At 43.5% G+C, this 17,081-nt stretch carries 16 protein-coding genes; 10 read left to right on the forward strand and 6 right to left on the reverse strand.

Annotated features, from left to right (window positions below):
* Window positions 1–120: 120 nt before the first annotated feature.
* From rlmN to GWK51_RS15240, 9 genes are all read left to right on the forward strand, one after another.
* Window positions 121–1,356: a 23S rRNA (adenine(2503)-C(2))-methyltransferase RlmN gene (rlmN, locus tag GWK51_RS15200; RefSeq protein WP_161934345.1), complete on the forward strand. Its 1,236-nt coding sequence runs from the start codon at window positions 121–123 to the stop codon at window positions 1,354–1,356.
* Window positions 1,357–1,407: 51 nt separating this feature from the next.
* The gene (gene pilW / locus GWK51_RS15205; protein ID WP_216071786.1) at window positions 1,408–2,187 is read left to right on the forward strand and encodes a type IV pilus biogenesis/stability protein PilW; all 780 of its coding nucleotides are present in this window, start codon (window positions 1,408–1,410) and stop codon (window positions 2,185–2,187) included.
* Window positions 2,178–2,972, forward strand: coding sequence for a helix-turn-helix domain-containing protein (locus GWK51_RS15210; RefSeq protein WP_161934346.1), 795 nt, complete (start codon window positions 2,178–2,180; stop codon window positions 2,970–2,972). Before pilW ends, GWK51_RS15210 begins: the two co-directional genes overlap by 10 nt.
* 20 nt (window positions 2,973–2,992) lie before the next feature.
* Entirely contained in the window at window positions 2,993–4,108 is a 1,116-nt protein-coding gene (ispG, locus tag GWK51_RS15215; RefSeq protein ID WP_161934347.1) for a flavodoxin-dependent (E)-4-hydroxy-3-methylbut-2-enyl-diphosphate synthase, read from the forward strand.
* Window positions 4,105–5,400: a histidine--tRNA ligase gene (gene hisS / locus GWK51_RS15220; protein WP_161934348.1), complete on the forward strand. Its 1,296-nt coding sequence runs from the start codon at window positions 4,105–4,107 to the stop codon at window positions 5,398–5,400. The genes ispG and hisS overlap by 4 nt, the downstream gene beginning before the upstream one ends.
* Window positions 5,401–5,433: 33 nt before the next feature.
* Window positions 5,434–6,138, forward strand: a complete 705-nt coding sequence (locus GWK51_RS15225) for a YfgM family protein (protein WP_161934349.1) — start codon at window positions 5,434–5,436, stop codon at window positions 6,136–6,138.
* Window positions 6,138–7,286 carry an outer membrane protein assembly factor BamB gene (gene bamB / locus GWK51_RS15230; RefSeq protein ID WP_161934350.1) on the forward strand — a complete coding sequence of 383 codons (1,149 nt, stop codon included), beginning with the start codon at window positions 6,138–6,140 and terminating at the stop codon, window positions 7,284–7,286. Before GWK51_RS15225 ends, bamB begins: the two co-directional genes overlap by 1 nt.
* A 164-nt stretch (window positions 7,287–7,450) precedes the next feature.
* Window positions 7,451–8,860: a ribosome biogenesis GTPase Der gene (gene der / locus GWK51_RS15235; protein ID WP_142767788.1), complete on the forward strand. Its 1,410-nt coding sequence runs from the start codon at window positions 7,451–7,453 to the stop codon at window positions 8,858–8,860.
* A gap of 111 nt (window positions 8,861–8,971) precedes the next feature.
* The gene (locus GWK51_RS15240; protein ID WP_161934351.1) at window positions 8,972–9,616 is read left to right on the forward strand and encodes a 4'-phosphopantetheinyl transferase family protein; all 645 of its coding nucleotides are present in this window, start codon (window positions 8,972–8,974) and stop codon (window positions 9,614–9,616) included.
* 48 nt (window positions 9,617–9,664) lie between these two features.
* Here GWK51_RS15240 and secF read toward each other — a convergent pair whose 3' ends face one another.
* The 4 genes from secF to tgt form a co-directional block, all read right to left on the reverse strand.
* Window positions 9,665–10,633, reverse strand: coding sequence for a protein translocase subunit SecF (gene secF, locus GWK51_RS15245; RefSeq protein WP_161934352.1), 969 nt, complete (start codon window positions 10,631–10,633; stop codon window positions 9,665–9,667).
* 8 nt (window positions 10,634–10,641) lie between these two features.
* Window positions 10,642–12,543 (reverse strand): protein translocase subunit SecD, encoded by a 1,902-nt coding sequence (gene secD / locus GWK51_RS15250; RefSeq protein WP_161934353.1) that lies wholly within the window; start codon window positions 12,541–12,543, stop codon window positions 10,642–10,644.
* Window positions 12,544–12,596: 53 nt separating this feature from the next.
* Entirely contained in the window at window positions 12,597–12,926 is a 330-nt protein-coding gene (yajC, locus tag GWK51_RS15255; protein ID WP_100242021.1) for a preprotein translocase subunit YajC, read from the reverse strand.
* Window positions 12,927–13,025: 99 nt separating this feature from the next.
* The gene (gene tgt, locus GWK51_RS15260) at window positions 13,026–14,156 is read right to left on the reverse strand and encodes a tRNA guanosine(34) transglycosylase Tgt (protein WP_161934354.1); all 1,131 of its coding nucleotides are present in this window, start codon (window positions 14,154–14,156) and stop codon (window positions 13,026–13,028) included.
* A gap of 286 nt (window positions 14,157–14,442) precedes the next feature.
* Between tgt and GWK51_RS15265 the strand changes: the two genes are divergently transcribed.
* Window positions 14,443–15,369 (forward strand): sensor domain-containing diguanylate cyclase, encoded by a 927-nt coding sequence (locus GWK51_RS15265; protein WP_161934355.1) that lies wholly within the window; start codon window positions 14,443–14,445, stop codon window positions 15,367–15,369.
* Window positions 15,370–15,425: 56 nt separating this feature from the next.
* On the opposite strand, the gene GWK51_RS15270 is transcribed toward GWK51_RS15265, so the two are convergent.
* A complete protein-coding gene (locus tag GWK51_RS15270; RefSeq protein ID WP_142767793.1) occupies window positions 15,426–15,992 on the reverse strand; it encodes a LemA family protein in 567 nt (188 codons plus the stop codon).
* A gap of 36 nt (window positions 15,993–16,028) precedes the next feature.
* Complete coding sequence (locus GWK51_RS15275) at window positions 16,029–17,057, reverse strand: hypothetical protein (RefSeq protein WP_161934356.1); 1,029 nt, start codon at window positions 17,055–17,057, stop codon at window positions 16,029–16,031.
* Window positions 17,058–17,081: the final 24 nt, after the last annotated feature.

A 17,081-nucleotide genomic window follows, 5' to 3' on the forward strand; every position in this document is an offset into this window, starting at 1 on the left:
AGACACTTCAAACCAGATAAGTGTTATACTGCTTATCTGGTTTTTTTATTCTCTTGAATTTTATTTGCTTGAATATTGAGCAATCTCCTTCTATCTTCGACATGGTTTAGGTAATTACACATGAGTACTGAAGTGGTCGTTTCATCTGCAACTTCTGATGAATCGCAACAATCTTTGTCCACTCCAACACCGCAATCTGCTGTGAAAAAAGTGAATTTACTGGGCATGTCACGTGCTGAACTGGAACAGTTCTTTGAAGCCATGGGCGAAAAGAAATTCCGTGCAGGACAGGTGATGAAGTGGATCCATCAATACTTCGTGACAGATTTTGCTGAAATGACCAACATTTCAGGCAAGTTACGTGAAAAATTAGAGCGCGTTTGTGAAATTAAAGCGCCAGAAGTGGTACACCGTAACTATTCTAAAGATGGAACCCGTAAGTGGGTATTCCGTGTGGGGGATGGTGAAGGTTCATTGGTTGAAACCGTACTGATTCCTGCTGAAGATAAAACGGGTGCGCGTAAAACCTTATGTATTTCTTCGCAAGTGGGATGTGCTTTGGACTGCTCATTCTGTTCGACAGGCAAACAAGGTTTTCAGCGTGATTTAACGCCCGCAGAAATTATTGGTCAGCTCTGGATGGCAAACTACTCTTATATGGAAGAGGTGCCAGTGGCAGAGCGTGAGCGTACCGTAACCAACGTCGTGATGATGGGGATGGGCGAGCCATTACTTAACTATGATGCAGTCTTAAGTTCAATGCAGTTAATGTTGGATGATTTTGCATATGGTATGTCTAAGCGTCGTGTGACTTTGTCGACTTCAGGTGTGGTACCGAAAATTGACCAATTGGCACAAGACATTGATGTGGCATTGGCAATTTCATTGCATGCGCCGAACGACGAATTACGTAATGAATTGGTGCCAATCAATAAGAAATATCCGTTGGATCAGTTGATTGCAGCGTGTCAGCGTTATTTGGCGAAAGATGGCAATGAAAGTGCGCGTCGTCATGTCACCATCGAATATGTGATGTTGGATGGGGTAAATGATCACCCTGAACATGCGCAGCAGTTATTAAAATTGTTAAAGAATTTACCAAGTAAAATTAATTTAATTCCATTTAATCCATTTCCGCATGCGCCATACGGGCGCTCAAGCCGTAACCGGATTATTTCTTTCCAAAAAACTTTGTCTGATGCAGGTTTTGTGTGTACGATTCGTCAGACACGTGGCGATGACATTGATGCTGCATGCGGACAATTGGTCGGTCAGGTGGCTGACCGTACACGCCGTGCAGAGCAATGGAAGAAAAAAGTAGCAGCGCAGAATGAGATTTTGCGCTCAAAAGGATAATAAAGGGGCTGTCAATTGCGTAAACCCACCTACAAATTTGCAAGTATTACAATGTTTTGTCTTTCAATGTCGTTGGTGGGGTGTATTACGACAACCACCTCATCGGCACCAGGCTTTAAAAAAGATCCTGAGAAAGCAGTAGAAGTTCGTACACAATTGGCAGCAGAATATATCCGTAAGGGTGACTTGGACGCAGCAAAGCGTGCACTGGATCAGGCATTGGAGATGGAACCACGAGATTCTACCGCCAATATGATGATGGGTGTGTTGTTGCAGCAAGAAGGCAGTCCAGCCAACATGGAAAAAGCGGAGACACATTTTAAACGTGCCATTTCCGCAGATCCGAAAAATGCGCAAGCTCGTAACAACTATGGTACGTATTTATACGTCGTAGAACGTTATAATGAAGCCATTGAACAATTGACAATCGCGGGTTCGACCCTAGGTTATGATCAACGATTCAAAGCATTGGAAAATTTAGGGCGTATTTACTTAAAGTTGGGTGATACAGCAAATGCTGAAAAATCATTCAAGCAAGCTTTGCAGGTAAATCCGAATTCTTATGTTTCAATGTTAGAGTTGTCGGAAATATTTTATTTAAGACAACAAATTCCTGCTGCAACACAGTTATATGAACAGTTTGTTCGACTGGTTGGGCAGAAAAATCAGAGTGCGCGTGCATTGTGGATTGGTATCCGTATTGCGCGAGCCAATGGCGACAAGATGGGCATGCAAGTGTTGGTGAACCAACTGCGTGCATTGTTCCCAGATAGCCAAGAATACACACGTTATTTGCAATTACAGTACAGTACTGAGGCCGTATGGAAGTAAATCCTAATTCACCGCAATCGAATGGTTCAAGCGTAGTACCTAATGCATTAGGAAATGTCCAGCGTCCTGGAGAATACTTACGCCAAAAACGTATTGCCCAAAAGCGTGAATTAAGTGAAGTTGCTGCAGATTTAAAAATTCCTGTAAAAACTTTGACTGCATTAGAGCAAGATGAATATAAATCTTTGCCAGAAGCAACCTTTATTAAAGGTTACTATCGTACTTATGCAAAGTATTTGAATGTTGATGCAACATCACTGATCCAGCGTTTCGATGAAATCTATGCCAATGATACGGGCATGGTACCTAACCATGCTTTGGACAACTCTCCAATCAAGATTATGGGCAAACTGCCAGGTTCAAAAAGTGAGCGTAACCGTAAGTGGTTAAAGCGTTCAGTGATTGCAATCGTGGTGCTATTAATTTTGGCTGCAATCGTCGGCACCATTCAAAACTGGACGTCGTCGAGCAGTTCTTCTGAAGGCAATGCTGCAGATGCAAGCAAATCTGAAGTTGAAGTCCTGTCTGTTGGTGGTGCAACTGCAGTTTCTGGTGATCAACTGGTCTTGAATTTTAACCGTCCGACCTCAGTTCATATTGTGGATTCGACAGGTAAAGTTTTGGCGACAGGTCGTCAAGCCAGCACCTTAACGTTAAATGGTGAATCACCATTCCAGATTCGTTTGGATGATGCATCCGCAGTGTCATTAAGCTTGAACAATGAGCAGATTTCATTGTCACCATATACGGTAAATGGGAAAGCAGAATTCCGTTTATCTCGTTAATGGTGCCAGAGTAAATAATCATGATAGTAAACCCGATTAAACGCCGTCCGACCCGCAAAATTCGTGTGGGTTCTGTGTATGTTGGTGGCGATGCTCCAATCAGTATTCAGAGTATGACCAATACTGAAACCTGTGATGTTGATGCGACTGTTGCGCAGATTCAGCGTTGTGCAGATGCTGGTGCTGACATTATGCGTGTTTCTGTACCGTCGATGGAAGCTGCGGAAGCCTTTGGTGAAATCCGTAAGCGCGTACAAGTGCCTTTGGTCGCGGATATTCACTTCGATTATAAAATCGCATTGAAAGTGGCAGACATGGGCGCGGATTGTTTACGGATCAATCCAGGCAATATTGGTTCAGAAGCGAAAATTCGTGAAGTGGTGGCGGCTGCACGTCATCATGATATTTCCATGCGGATTGGTGTAAACGCGGGTTCATTAGAGAAAGATATTCAAAAAAAATATGGTGAGCCGACAGGTCAAGCCTTGCTTGAATCGGCAATGCGCCATATTGATATTTTAGACCGTTTGAATTTCCATGAATTCAAAGTTTCGGTCAAAGCATCGAATGTGTTTTTGACTATGGATGCCTATCGTTTGCTGTCTCAGCAAATTGATAACCCTCTGCATTTGGGGGTAACTGAAGCGGGAATTTACCGTACGGGTTCGGTTAAATCTGCGATTGCTTTGGGTGGTCTGTTGATGGAAGGCATAGGTGATACCATGCGTATTTCCTTGGCAGCAGAACCTGAAGAAGAAGTCAAAATCGGTTTTGATATTTTAAAATCATTAGGCTTACGTTCTAATGGCATTAACTTTATTGCTTGTCCGAGTTGTTCGCGTCAAGAATTTAATGTCATTAAAGTCATGCAAGACCTCGAGGAGCGTTTGGAAGACATTCGTACCCCAATGGATGTATCCGTTATTGGGTGTAAAGTGAATGGTCCAGGTGAAGCCAAAGAGGCGGATATTGGCGTGGTGGGGGCAAGTCCACGTTCACTTGTGTATCGTAATGGTGAAAAAAGCCATTTAATTGATACCAAACAGTTAGTTGATGAAATCGAAACAATGGTTCGTCAACGTGTTCAAGAGCTTGAAGAAGCTAAATCTAAAGAGATCATTCGTAGTTCATCATGAGTTCAATCGTCGCAATCAAAGGTTTTAATGACATCCTTCCAACGCAAACACCAGCTTGGAGACGTCTAGAGCAACATTTAGCATCGTTAATGGATGCCTATGGCTATCAACAAATCCGTTTGCCGATGGTTGAACAAACGGGTTTGTTTAAACGTGCTATTGGTGATGCTACTGATATTGTTGAAAAAGAAATGTATACCTTTTTTGACAAAGGCAATCCACCAGAGTCGTTGACCCTGCGTCCAGAAGGCACAGCGGGCTGTGTCCGTGCCATGTTGGAGCATAACTTACTCCGTGGTGCGACACCGCGTGTATGGTATATCGGACCGATGTTCCGTTATGAAAAGCCGCAAAAAGGACGTTATCGCCAATTCCACCAATTTGGTGTGGAAACCTTTGGTGTAGCGACGCCTGATATTGATGCTGAATTGATTCTCATGACTGCGCGTCTATGGAAACGCATGGGTGTCGCAGATAAAGTTCGTTTAGAACTGAATACTTTGGGTGAAACCGATGAGCGTGCAGAATACCGTGCGGCATTGGTTGAATTTTTAACTGCGCACAAAGATGAATTGGATGAAGATTCACAGCGCCGTTTAACCACCAATCCACTACGTATTCTAGATTCTAAAGATGCTCGTACTCAGCAAATTTTAGAAAATGCACCAAAACTGCATGACTTCATGAAAGAAGACACCATGCAGCATTTTGCGCAGTTACAACAATATTTGAGCGATGCTGGCGTTGAATTTGTGATTAATCAGAAACTGGTTCGTGGTTTGGATTATTACAACAAAACCGTATTTGAATGGACCACGACACATTTGGGTTCACAAGGCACGGTATGTGCTGGTGGTCGTTATGACGGTCTGGTGGGACAGTTGAAAGGTAAAGCAGATCAGTCTGTGCCAGCCGTTGGTTTTGCCATGGGAATGGAGCGTTTATTGCTGCTTCTAGAACAAGTGGAAGAAGCATCGCCAGTGCGTGATTGCGAAATCTTCTTGGTGGCAGATCCTGCCTCTCAAGGCAAAGCGTTGGTCTTGGCGGAACAATTCCGTAACCAGTTAGAAGCTGCGCAAAGTCCATTACGCTTAAAAGTGGGCTCTCAAGGTTCCATGAAAAGCCAAATGAAAAAGGCGGATCAATCAGGTGCAATCTATGCCTTGATCTTGGGTGAGCGTGAGTGGGAAGGACAGCAGCTTGCTGTTAAAGCATTGGCTACTGCAGAGCAGTCTGAAGTCGCGATTGCCGATGTGGTACCATTCTTCATCGAAAAATTTTCTTCAAAATAAGAGTCAAATAACATTCAGGAAAAGGGTAGTCTGATGAGCGCATCATTGAGTGAAGAAGAACAACTTGAGAGTTTAAAATCGTTCACTAAAAAATATGGTTCAGCCATGATTAGTGGGATTTTGATTGCGTTGATTGCCTTTTTCGGTTGGGAATATTGGCAAAAGAAAAACCTTGCAGAATCACAAATGCAAACGGCAAAAGTCCAGCAATTGATGGATGATGCCCGCAGTGTGCAAGGTAATCCAAATGCTATAACTGATTTGACTGAAGCTGCGGATAAAATTGTTAAAGATAATCCAGATTCAGCGCAGGCGATTCAGACCCAATTTGTCATGGCGAAATTGGCATATGACAATGGCGATTATGCAGCTGCTGAAAAAGCCTTGAAAAAGGTGGAAAACTCTAAAGTCAAAGACGAAGGTTTAACACAAGTTGTTAAGCTGCGTTTGGCTTATGCACAGTTGGCGCAGAATAAATTTGACGATGCACTCAAAACATTAGCGCTTGTGACTGATCCAGCATTTAAAGCAACGGCAGATGAAGTCCGCGGTGATGTCTATGTGGCGAAGAATGATGTAGAAAATGCGAAGAAAGCTTATCAAAGTGCATGGGATGCATTGGTTGAGCGTAAACAAGAGCGTCAAATTTTACAAATTAAACTCGAAAGTGTTGGCGTTTTAGTGGATGATCCTGAAATCGAACGCCCAATTTTAGAAACACAAGTGGATGAGTCTTAATGGATAGAAAATATAAAATACCGTTTGCACTAACAATTTTGACGCTTGCTTTAGTAGGTTGCTCAAGTAACAAAATTAAAGTTGAAGATGCAAAACCAAGTCCATTACCAAAACTCGAACAATCGAAAAGTCTGGCAACGGTCTTTTCACAAAGTGTTTCATCGACTTCAGAAGCCGATCCACTGCGTTTACAACTTGATATCGATAATGGCGTGATCTTTATTGCAGATCCTAAAGGTGAAGTGACTGCGTACCGTGGCAAAGACAAGGTTTGGAGTAAAAAAATCTCGAAACAAGGTCTGAGTTCAGGTGTAGAAGCCAAAGATGGCATGGTGATTGTTGGAAATCACAAAGGTCAATTGTTTGCACTGGATGAAGCGACAGGTGAACAAAAGTGGACGGCACAATTAACCGGTGCAATTTTAGCGCCTTCATTGGTGCAGTCTGGTCGTGTGGTGACTGTGAGCAATGATGGCACGGTCTATGCGCATGATTTGGAGTCTGGACAGCAAGTCTGGAGTTATGACTTGCCGAATGTACAATTCAGTTTGCGTGGCACATCAACCCCAGTTGCTTTAGATAGCCGTACGGTATTGGTGTCTTCAGCCAATGCTTATGTGTATGCCTTAGATGTTTTAAGTGGCGTGCCTCGCATGCAGCGCCGTGTTGCAGTGAGTGATGGTCGTTCGGATATCCAACGCTTAAATGATGTAGATGGTGATCCAGTGGTCGCGGGTCAGCTTTTAGTGACCACCAGCTTCCAAGGGCAAGTGACTGCGACTGATTTGGCTTCACAACAAGTGATTTGGAGTGAAGATGCCAGCAGTACCAAGCGTCCTGAAGTGGCAGACAATAAAGTTTTTGTCGCGCAAGCAGATGGCAAAATCACGGCTTATGATTTGGCGACAGGTCAGCAGCTTTGGCAAAATGAACAGCTTTTAAACCGTGAACTGAGTAACCCAGTACTTTTCGGTCAAGACTTAGTGGTCGGGGATTTGGACGGTGTTTTACACCTGATTGATCCGAATTCAGGTCAGTTGATTGGACGTGCCAAAACCAGTGGTGCAGTGCGTACATTACGTGTGATTGACGGTCAACTCACGGTGGCGACACGTAAGGGTACATTTAGCGTTTGGCAGAACCGTTAATTTTTGTCTGCCTTATGTTAAACTAAGCCAAATCCGTATTTTTTTAAACACGGGGTATTTGAGAAATTTCAATGCCCCGTGTTTTATTTAGCATTTTTTAAATTCTTCCATTTTTCTGATGTTCAGACCAGTCCTACTGGCTGATCTTGAATAAAGGTTAAACTATGAAACCCGTAATTGCGCTCATTGGTCGTCCGAACGTCGGAAAATCAACTCTATTTAACCAGATTACCAAAAGCCGTGATGCTTTGGTGGCTGACTTCGCTGGTCTGACGCGCGACCGTAAATATGGCGATGCTGTTTATCAAAACAAGTCTTTCATTGTGGTTGATACGGGCGGTATCGGTGAAAATGAAGGTGGTATCGACTCCTACATGGCAGAGCAGTCTAAAACTGCAATCCATGAAGCGGACATCATTATTTTTGTGGTGGATGCGCGTGCAGGCTTATTGGCTTCTGACGAACAGATTGCCCGTGAACTGCGTACCTTAGGTAAAAAAGTTTACCTTGTTGCCAACAAGGTCGATGGCGTACATGCCGAAGCGGCATTGGTTGAGTTCTATAAGCTCGGTATGGGTGAACCATTACAGGTTGCTGCAAGCCATGGTCGTGGCGTACAGCAAATGCTGGAAGATGTGTTGGCAGATGTACCTGAAGATGAAAATCCAGAAGAGCACGACAAAAACACAGGCTTGCGTTTAGCGATTATTGGTCGTCCGAACGTAGGTAAATCAACGCTGGTGAACCGTTTATTGGGTGAAGAGCGTGTGGTGGCATTTGACCAACCTGGTACAACGCGTGACTCGATTTACATTCCATTTGAGCGTGATGGTCGCCAATATACCTTAATTGATACTGCGGGTGTGCGTCGTAAAGGTAAGGTTGATGAAATGATCGAGAAATTCTCGATTGTGAAAACCTTGCAGGCGATGAAAGATGCGCATGTGGTGGTCATTGTAGTCGATGCACGTGAAGGCATTGTAGAGCAAGACTTGCATCTGATTGGATATGCGTTGGAAGCAGGTCGTGCCATGGTGATTGCGATCAACAAATGGGACAACATGTCTGAGTATGATCGTAAACAATGTAAGTTGGATGTGGAACGTCGTTTTGACTTTATTCCTTGGGCGAAAATTCACTTGATTTCTGCTTTGCATGGTACAGGTGTGGGCGATATGTACCCATCAATCCACCGTGCTTATGAATCTTCACATTTGAAGGTTTCACCTGCAAAATTGACTCAGATTTTAAGTGATGCAACTGACGCGCACCAACCGCCAATGGTCGGCGGTCGCCGTATTAAAATGCGTTATGCGCATATGGGCGGACAAAATCCACCGACAATCGTGATTCACGGGAACAAGGTTGATAAAACCCCTGCAGATTATCGCCGTTACTTAGAAAACGTGTTCCGTAAGGTATATAAACTTGAAGGTACACCAGTCAAGATTGATTTTAAAACTTCGGAAAATCCGTTTGAAGGTCGTAAGTCGAAAGTGGATGAACGTACGGCTGCACGTAAACGTCGTTATGTACAGAAGTTCAAAAAAGCAGAGAAGAAATTCAAGCGTTAAGCCTCGGCTTGATTCAATAAGAGCAAAAGCCCAAAGTGATCTTTGGGCTTTTCTTTTAGCGATTCGCTGCTGAATTCTTTTAGAATAGGCTCAGGATGAAGGAGGGTAGATGTGGCAAAATCGATTCATATAGACGTCAGTCGTTTGGAACAATTTATTCAGTTGCCTGATGATTTGGAACGGAAAGCCAAAATACAACTGCAAAAGCAGGCCATCTATCAATTCCGCAATCAATTGCTGAGCCAACAATTACAACGAGAGATTCAGAATAGTGATTTCTCCAAGACCGAATATGGCAAGCCCTATCTAGCACAATTCCCGCAGGCTGCTTTTAATCATAGCCACAGCCGAAAGCATTATGCTTTGGCTTATAGTGACACGATTCCGCAAGTGGGTGTGGATGTGGAAGATTTGGATCGAGCTGTGCGTTTTGAGGCATTGGCACAGCATGCTTTTCATCCTGAAGAGCTCCGTTGTTGGGCTGAATTGGATTATTCCTTGGAATATTGGTTTCGGGTGTGGACCACCAAAGAAGCCGTGTTAAAGGCATCGGGCTTAGGCATTCGTCTTACCTTGAAAGAGTTCAATACACAGTTGCATCCGATCCATCATGGTGGCATGTGCCAGCATCCTGATATTGGCAGCTTTGCTTATCAGAACTATGTTTTAGGGCAGATGATGTTGACCGTGGCTTGGCAGGCGGAGGCGTCTTGTCGCGGCTTTCAGTGGCCGCAGATTCAAATCATTCAGCATTAAAAAAGCCCATCTGAAGATGGGCTTTTGCTTGAGTCTGTTGTTTAGGACTTAAGGAATTTCTTCCTCATCAAACTCAGGTTTGACTTGAACAATAAAGTCTTGGCGGTTGAGACCACGCCAAAGTGCAAATGCAGTACCGATATAAATCGATGAATAGGTTCCCACAAAGACACCAATAAACATCGCCACAGAGAACCATTTCAAGCCATCACCACCGAGCACCATCATCGCTACAACCACAAGAAGTAGCGTCATAGAGGTGTGGATGGTACGACGTAAGGTTTCAGTCAGGGCAATATTCACAATTTCACGGGGTTCAGCACCACGGATTTTGCGGAAGTTTTCACGGATACGGTCAGATACTACGATGTTATCATTCAGCGAGAAGCCGATCAGCGCTAATACCGCTGCCAATACAGTCAGGTCAAATGGCCACTGCATCAAGGCAAAAATACCAATGGTCACCACCACATCGTGGAATAATGACAATACCGCACCCATCGCGAGTTTGAACTCAAAGCGGATGGTGACATAGATCAGCATCAGGATCATTGCAAGTGCAACAGCCCCAGCAGAACGAATATACAGCTCATTACCAACCTGTCCACCCACGACATCTACCTTATGCACGGTCACTTCATTATTCGGCAACTGTGCGGCTTTAGTGATGGAATTATTCAGGTCTTCTACAGTGAGATCTTGAGGTGGCATACGCACCAACAAGTCTTTATTACTGCCTAACGTCTGAACCACGGCATCTTGGAAGCCAGCCTGTTCGAGCGCTTGTACTACAGCTGCTTGGTTCGCAGGTTGCGCATAGTTTAATTCGGCAGAGATACCGCCTGTAAAGTCCAAACCTAAGTTCAGACCACGAGTCACAATAAAGAAAATACTGGCAATGGTCAGGATGATCGAGAAAATTGCGGCAGGTTTCGCAATTTTCATAAAGTCGATTACGCGCTCATCATCTGGGCGACCATATTGTTTTGATTTAGGTTGAGTCATGTCAGTCATCATTGATCTCCTTAAATGCTCAACTTCTTCAAGTCACGCTTTTTGCCATAGATCAATTGGACGATCGCACGTGTTACTGTAATGGCAGTAAACATCGAGCAGACAATACCAATCATCAACGTCACCGCAAAGCCTTTGATTGGACCTGTACCAATCGCAAACAAAATGAAAGCAACCAAGAAGGTGGTTAAGTTCGAGTCTAAAATGGTGTTATAGGCTCGGTCATAACCAGCAATAATGGCTTGCTTCGGTGAAGCCCCCCATTTCATTTCCTCTCGTATTCGCTCACAGATCAGGACGTTGGCATCGACCGCCATACCAATGGTGATGACGATACCTGCAATACCCGGCAGGGTGAGGGAAGAGCCAATCCAAGACATGACGGTTAAAATCATGGCCAAGTTGAACACCAAGGCAAAGTTGGCGATTAAACCAAACAGACGGAAGAACACCACCATCCAGATAGCAACCAGCAAGAAACCGATTTGGGTAGATAACACACCCTTGTCAATGTTTTCTTGACCGAGGCTAGGACCAACCACACGTTCTTCTACGAAGTACATTGGCGCAGCCAAAGCACCCGCACGTAACATCAACGCCAATTCAGCCGCTTCTTGTGGTGAATCTAGACCTGTAATACGGAATTGCGAGCCCAGTACTGCTTGAATGGTTGCAGCATTGATCACTACAGATTCTGCATATGGTGTACGCACTTCAGTTTGTGCACCGGTTTTTGGATCAGTCACATAGCTAATCTTCTGTTTATTTTCAATAAACAAAACCGCCATACGTTTGCCAACCGCATTGCGCGTTGCATCTGCCATCAGCTTACCACCCGCGCTGTCGAGGGTAATATTCACTTCAGCACCACCGGTATCTTGGCTAAAGCCAGAAGAGGCATTTTGAACGCGTTCACCTGTAAGAATACGGTTACGGTTCAGTAATAACTCACGACCACTGTCGAGTGATTGGTAAGCAAAAACTTCAGTGCCCGGAGGCAGCGGTTGACCATTAGATTTACCCGTATATGGGTCGATATATTGGTCGTTTTGATCAGATACGAGACGGAATTCAAGATTCGCAGTACGACCTAAAACACGTTTTGCTTCAGCGGTATCTTGTACGCCCGGCAATTCCACCACAATACGGTTATTACCTTGCGTCTGTACCAATGCTTCGGCAACACCCAACTCATTAATACGGTTACGTAATGTGGTTAAGTTTTGATTGACGGCATAAGATTGAATTTCTTGCTTACGGGTGTCGGTATACGTCAAACGCAAGCTTGCGCCTGTATCTGTAGCAACTGCTTGTTGAGCAAATTCAGTGTTATTGCTGCGTAAGAAGCCCATGACTGCATCACGGTCTGCATTGTCTGCAAATTGCAAGGTGATGGTATTGTTATTCAATGAAAGACTATTGAACTTCAATTTGTTATCACGCAATTGACGACGCAGATCGGTTGCCGAAGTTTCCATACGCTGGCTAATCGCTTTGTCCATATCCACTTCAAGCAAGAAGTGAACACCACCACGTAAGTCCAAACCAAGCTTCATTGGCTTTGCACCAATTTTCTGCAACCACTCAGGGGTGGTTGGCGCAAGGTTGAGGGCTACTACGTAGTTGTCTCCAAGACCACGACGTAAGGCATCTTTGGCTTTTAACTGAGCTTCAGATGAATCTAGACGCAGTAATGCAGCGTTATTGGTAAAGCTATTGTCATGCGTTGCAATATTTTCGCTTGTTAAAATTTGCTCTGCTTTTTGTATGATGCTTTGGTCAATTTGAGTACCAGCTTTGGCACCTGAAATTTGAACAGCAGGTTCATCAGGATACAAACTTGGCAGGGCATATAATGTACTGATTATGAGAACGACGATAATCAGTAGATATTTCCATGCTGGGTAACGCATTTGTTTTCTTCTTAAAATGAAAAAGTCGTGCGAGGTGCACGACTATTTTTTGATTAAAGGTTATTTAATGTGCCTTCAGGAAGAACTGAAATCACACTGGCGCGTTGAATTTTCACTTCTACACCACGGTTTAATTCAACCACTGCAAAATCACCTTCAATTTTAGTAATTTTACCCATCAAACCACCAGCGAATACAACCTCGCTACCTACACCTAAGCTTTCAACCAAAGAACGGTGTTCTTTAGCACGCTTAGATTGCGGACGCCAAATCAGGAAATAGAAAATTGCGACGAATACCGCAATCATCAGTAAGTTAGCCATCAGGCTTGGTTGTTGTGCAGCTTCACCTGCTGCGTGAGCAGTAGAAATAAAAAGGCTCATTTCAATTTCCTAAACAATAAAACTGGTATCAATTTGATAATAAATAGACTTGTTCTGCAATTTACCTTGTCTTTTTCTTCAGCGCAAATGCTAGAAGAATTAATCTTGCGGACAAGGCGGTACTTCTAAGCCACGACGTTGGTAAAAGTCTTCCACAAAGGCATCGAAAGTCCCATTGTCGAGCGCATCACGAATGTCTTGGGTGAAGCGTTGGTAGTAACGCAGGTTGTGGATAGTACCCAACATTGAACCGAGCATTTCTCCACATTTTTCTAAATGGAACAGATAGGCACGGGTAAAGTTTTTGCAGGTATAGCAATCACAGTGTGGATCAAGCGGTTGCTGATCGAAACGGTATTTACTGTTGCGGATACGCACTAAACCATCTGTCACAAAGTAGTGACCATTACGTGCATTACGTGTCGGCATCACGCAGTCAAACATATCGACACCACGACGAATGCCTTCAACGATATCTTCTGGCTTACCCACACCCATTAAATAGCGAGGTTTGTCCGCAGGCATTTTGACTGGGAGATAATCCAGTACCTTGATCATTTCTTCTTTCGGCTCACCGACTGACAATCCGCCAATCGCATAACCATCGAAGCCAATCTCTAGCAAACCATTTAAAGATTCGTCACGCAGGTCTTCGTACATGCCGCCTTGAATGATCCCGAACAAGGCATTGTTATTTTTCAACTCATCGTGATGATGGGTTTTACAACGTTTTGCCCAGCGCAATGAAAGCTGCAGCGATTTTTGTGCTTCTTCATGAGTCGCAGGGTAAGGGGTACATTCATCAAAAATCATGACGATGTCAGAATTCAAGGTCTGTTGAATTTCCATTGAAATTTCAGGAGACAAGAAAACTTTAGAACCATCAATTGGAGAGCGGAAGGTCACACCTTCTTCTTTAATCTTGCGCATTGCACCAAGACTGAAGACTTGGAAGCCGCCAGAGTCGGTCAAAATAGGCTTATCCCATTTCATGAACTCATGTAAGCCACCGTGTGCTTTAATCACGTCTAAACCTGGACGTAAATAAAGATGGAAGGTATTGCCTAAAATAATTTGCGCTTGAATGTCTTCGACATCGCGTGGCAGCATGCCTTTAACTGTGCCATAGGTGCCGACTGGCATAAATACTGGTGTTTCAACCACACCATGTTCAAGCGTTAAGCGACCACGGCGTGCACGCCCTGACTGCGCTAGTTTTTCAAACTTCATACAAATTCCAAATCAAGGCGAAAAAACAGTTCGCTGATTGTTCGAGATAAAAGAGCGCTATTTTCCTTGATTCTGCGACTAAACGCCAGTTTTGTGATGTATTGATCTGTTAAATCAGATTAGCCGCACCAAATGATATAAATAAGTTAGTGTGATGTGTATCTCGCAAATTATTGTTGTGCAATGATTTGTTTCTCTTTTACCCATAAATGGTGATTAAATTAAGCTTCGTTTTAGTGTTTACTGCTTGTTTTATGCTGAGATGAATGTTCCTAGGGGTGGGGGTATGAGTGAATTAAAAGAGTGGGAGTTTTATAAAACACTGCTTGAAACGACCAATGCAATACCATGGCAAATTAATTGGGATACCAAAGAGTTTAGCTATATTGGACCGCAAATTGAGAGCCTATTGGGCTGGCCACAAGACAGTTGGAAATCTGCGCAGGACTGGATTGACCGTATGCATCCTGATGATCGGGACAAAACGGTGGGCATGTGTATCAATTTATCAGATGAAGGCACAGACCATGAGGCAGATTATCGTGCCTTAACCCAAGATGGTGGCTATGTCTGGATTCGCGATGTGGTGCATGTGATTCGTGAAAATGACCGCACCATTGCGATTATTGGCTTCATGTTTGATATTTCTGAGCGCAAGCGCATGGAATTAGAACTCGAAGAACTGAATAAAAAGAATCAGGAATTATTATTGCTCGACTCATTAACCCAAGTGGCGAACCGTAAAGCCTTAAATGAACGCATCGAGCATGAATTTAAACGCGCAGAACGTAATCATCGTCCATTGTCTGTACTGTTTATCGATATTGATCATTTTAAACAATACAACGATGAACACGGGCATTTGCAGGGGGATCGCTGTCTGATTGCGGTGGCGCAATTGCTGAAAAAGATGTTCAGTCGCGCCTATGATTTTGTAGCACGTTTTGGTGGTGAGGAGTTTGTGGTGATTTTGCCAGAAACGACTTTGGATGATGCCGTGATGTTGGCGGAACGTTTCCGTAAGTCTGTCACACATCTGACCATTCCGAATCTTAGTGAAGAACTGCCTGCTGATGTGACCGTGAGTATTGGGGTGAATACCCATGGAGCTGGGCAAAACTACTTGAATGTGTCTAACTTTTTGCAATCGGCAGATGAGTTGTTGTATCAGGCTAAGGCTGAAGGTCGTAATCAGATTTGTTATTACTCTTAAATTAAAAAAACAGCATGGTTTGCCATGCTGTTTTTCGTTTTAATTGATGAAAATTTTTAGAAGTTTGGTCGATAATCAAAATTCTGCATGGCTGCGGTATCACGGAATGGTCGAATCGCTTTCTTGCCTACAGTCATGGTATTGATGATGTTGTGCGGAAAGATCTGAATCTGGTTATTAAATAATTCAACATTGCGATTAAAAATGGTAATCGCTGCACCGACATTTTCATTTTGCTCTTCAATTTCATTCATCATTTTTAGATAAATTTCATTGGCTTTGAGTTCGGGGTAATTCTCGACCACCACATTTAAACTGCGCATCAATTCTTTATTCAGATTTTCAATATGCTGTAGCTGAGTCACATCGGCATTGTTCAAATTCAAATTTAGAATGTTTTGACGTAATTCGGTGACTTTTTCTAGTGTGCCTTTTTCAAAACTTGAATATTGTTCCACCAGTGGGGTCAGGGCATCTAAAATCTTGATTTTTTGACGTTCGTAACTGGCAACATCGGACCATGCACGAATGGTGGCATTGTGATGGCGCACAATGGTGTTTCGAATCAGAATGGTTGCGACAACTGCCAAAATAATCAGCAATAAAAAAATGAATAGCCCCACGCCGTTCCCCTTTATGGTTGTGCTTTCTAGTGATGGTTATTTTAAAAGCTGTAATAAGTCAGACTTTAACTGCTCTAGATACGGTAATTTAAATGTACGTAAGTGTCCACGTAAACTGGAAATATCTTGAATGTTTTGCGCCTTACTGGAAATCTTAAATAAATCGTGAGGTCCCAGATAGCACAGCACATTGCTTTCAGGATGAAACATCAAATCCCCAGCACGATGTTCAAAGAAGTCAGAAATTCTCAGGATTCTTGCAGGGGTAAGGGTTTTTGCCATCTGCATTTGATCACAGCCGTAAAACTTCAAACGTTGATTGGTTTGAATGTCACTGGTGTGCCAAGCGAATGAATAAGGATAACCAAAAGATTTGCTTGCCGTAGTAATGGCCAAGCCTGGCATTTCAATATCAAACACAAATACCCCCCAAAGATCCCGATGCACTTCCTGTACTTTGACCTGATTGTCATCTTTGTCTTTCATGCGCATTTCATTGACGAAATGATACTGAAATACCAATACCTGATGAGCTTGTCCCTGTTCGTCTGTCCAGACGGTACTGGCATACAGTGGAAACTCATTAGACTGCGAGCCTTGCTCAAACAAGGGAAATAGGCGTTTTAAATGTGCAATAAATAAAACAGGATTTAAAGGAATGGAAATATGTTGTGGCTGACGGTGATACGCCAGTTGGTATTTTTGCGCAATCGTTTGTTGTTCTAAATAATCGATGACTTCTTCGATCGGGTCGTCATCTTCATAGCAAATATACGCCCAGAACAGCATTAATGCACCGCAGAATAAACTGGCTTGTGCCCAAATACTGCTGGGTTGAATCAGGATAGCCAACATGAAAAGACCACCTGCAATGGCGAGTAAGCATGGCAGGGCATTTTCAAACTTTAAGGTTGTTGGTGCATTCCAAGGGTGTAAACCATCGAGAATGTCTTGATGGCTGTGTGCTTGACGCCCCACATCCCAAAGCCGAGCAATATTGTGAAACACCACCTGATTCTTTTTGCGGCGAATATGAATCGAATGTCGCACAGTATCCATCGGCATAAGCGGGTACAGTCCTTGTTGTGA

The organism is Acinetobacter kanungonis (genome assembly GCF_009939195.1).
In the GTDB taxonomy this organism is placed as follows: domain Bacteria; phylum Pseudomonadota; class Gammaproteobacteria; order Pseudomonadales; family Moraxellaceae; genus Acinetobacter; species Acinetobacter kanungonis.

What these genes read in the sequence shown, in the direction of transcription:
- rlmN (WP_161934345.1), top strand. Translation starts at nt 121, where the DNA reads ATGAGTACTGAAGTGGTCGTTTCATCTGCAACTTCTGATGAATCGCAA.
- pilW (WP_216071786.1), top strand. Translation starts at nt 1,408, where the DNA reads ATGTTTTGTCTTTCAATGTCGTTGGTGGGGTGTATTACGACAACCACC.
- GWK51_RS15210 (WP_161934346.1), top strand. Translation starts at nt 2,178, where the DNA reads ATGGAAGTAAATCCTAATTCACCGCAATCGAATGGTTCAAGCGTAGTA.
- ispG (WP_161934347.1), top strand. Translation starts at nt 2,993, where the DNA reads ATGATAGTAAACCCGATTAAACGCCGTCCGACCCGCAAAATTCGTGTG.
- hisS (WP_161934348.1), top strand. Translation starts at nt 4,105, where the DNA reads ATGAGTTCAATCGTCGCAATCAAAGGTTTTAATGACATCCTTCCAACG.
- GWK51_RS15225 (WP_161934349.1), top strand. Translation starts at nt 5,434, where the DNA reads ATGAGCGCATCATTGAGTGAAGAAGAACAACTTGAGAGTTTAAAATCG.
- bamB (WP_161934350.1), top strand. Translation starts at nt 6,138, where the DNA reads ATGGATAGAAAATATAAAATACCGTTTGCACTAACAATTTTGACGCTT.
- der (WP_142767788.1), top strand. Translation starts at nt 7,451, where the DNA reads ATGAAACCCGTAATTGCGCTCATTGGTCGTCCGAACGTCGGAAAATCA.
- secF (WP_161934352.1), bottom strand. Translation starts at nt 10,633, where the DNA reads ATGATGACTGACATGACTCAACCTAAATCAAAACAATATGGTCGCCCA.
- secD (WP_161934353.1), bottom strand. Translation starts at nt 12,543, where the DNA reads ATGCGTTACCCAGCATGGAAATATCTACTGATTATCGTCGTTCTCATA.
- yajC (WP_100242021.1), bottom strand. Translation starts at nt 12,926, where the DNA reads ATGAGCCTTTTTATTTCTACTGCTCACGCAGCAGGTGAAGCTGCACAA.
- tgt (WP_161934354.1), bottom strand. Translation starts at nt 14,156, where the DNA reads ATGAAGTTTGAAAAACTAGCGCAGTCAGGGCGTGCACGCCGTGGTCGC.
- GWK51_RS15265 (WP_161934355.1), top strand. Translation starts at nt 14,443, where the DNA reads ATGAGTGAATTAAAAGAGTGGGAGTTTTATAAAACACTGCTTGAAACG.
- GWK51_RS15275 (WP_161934356.1), bottom strand. Translation starts at nt 17,057, where the DNA reads ATGCCGATGGATACTGTGCGACATTCGATTCATATTCGCCGCAAAAAG.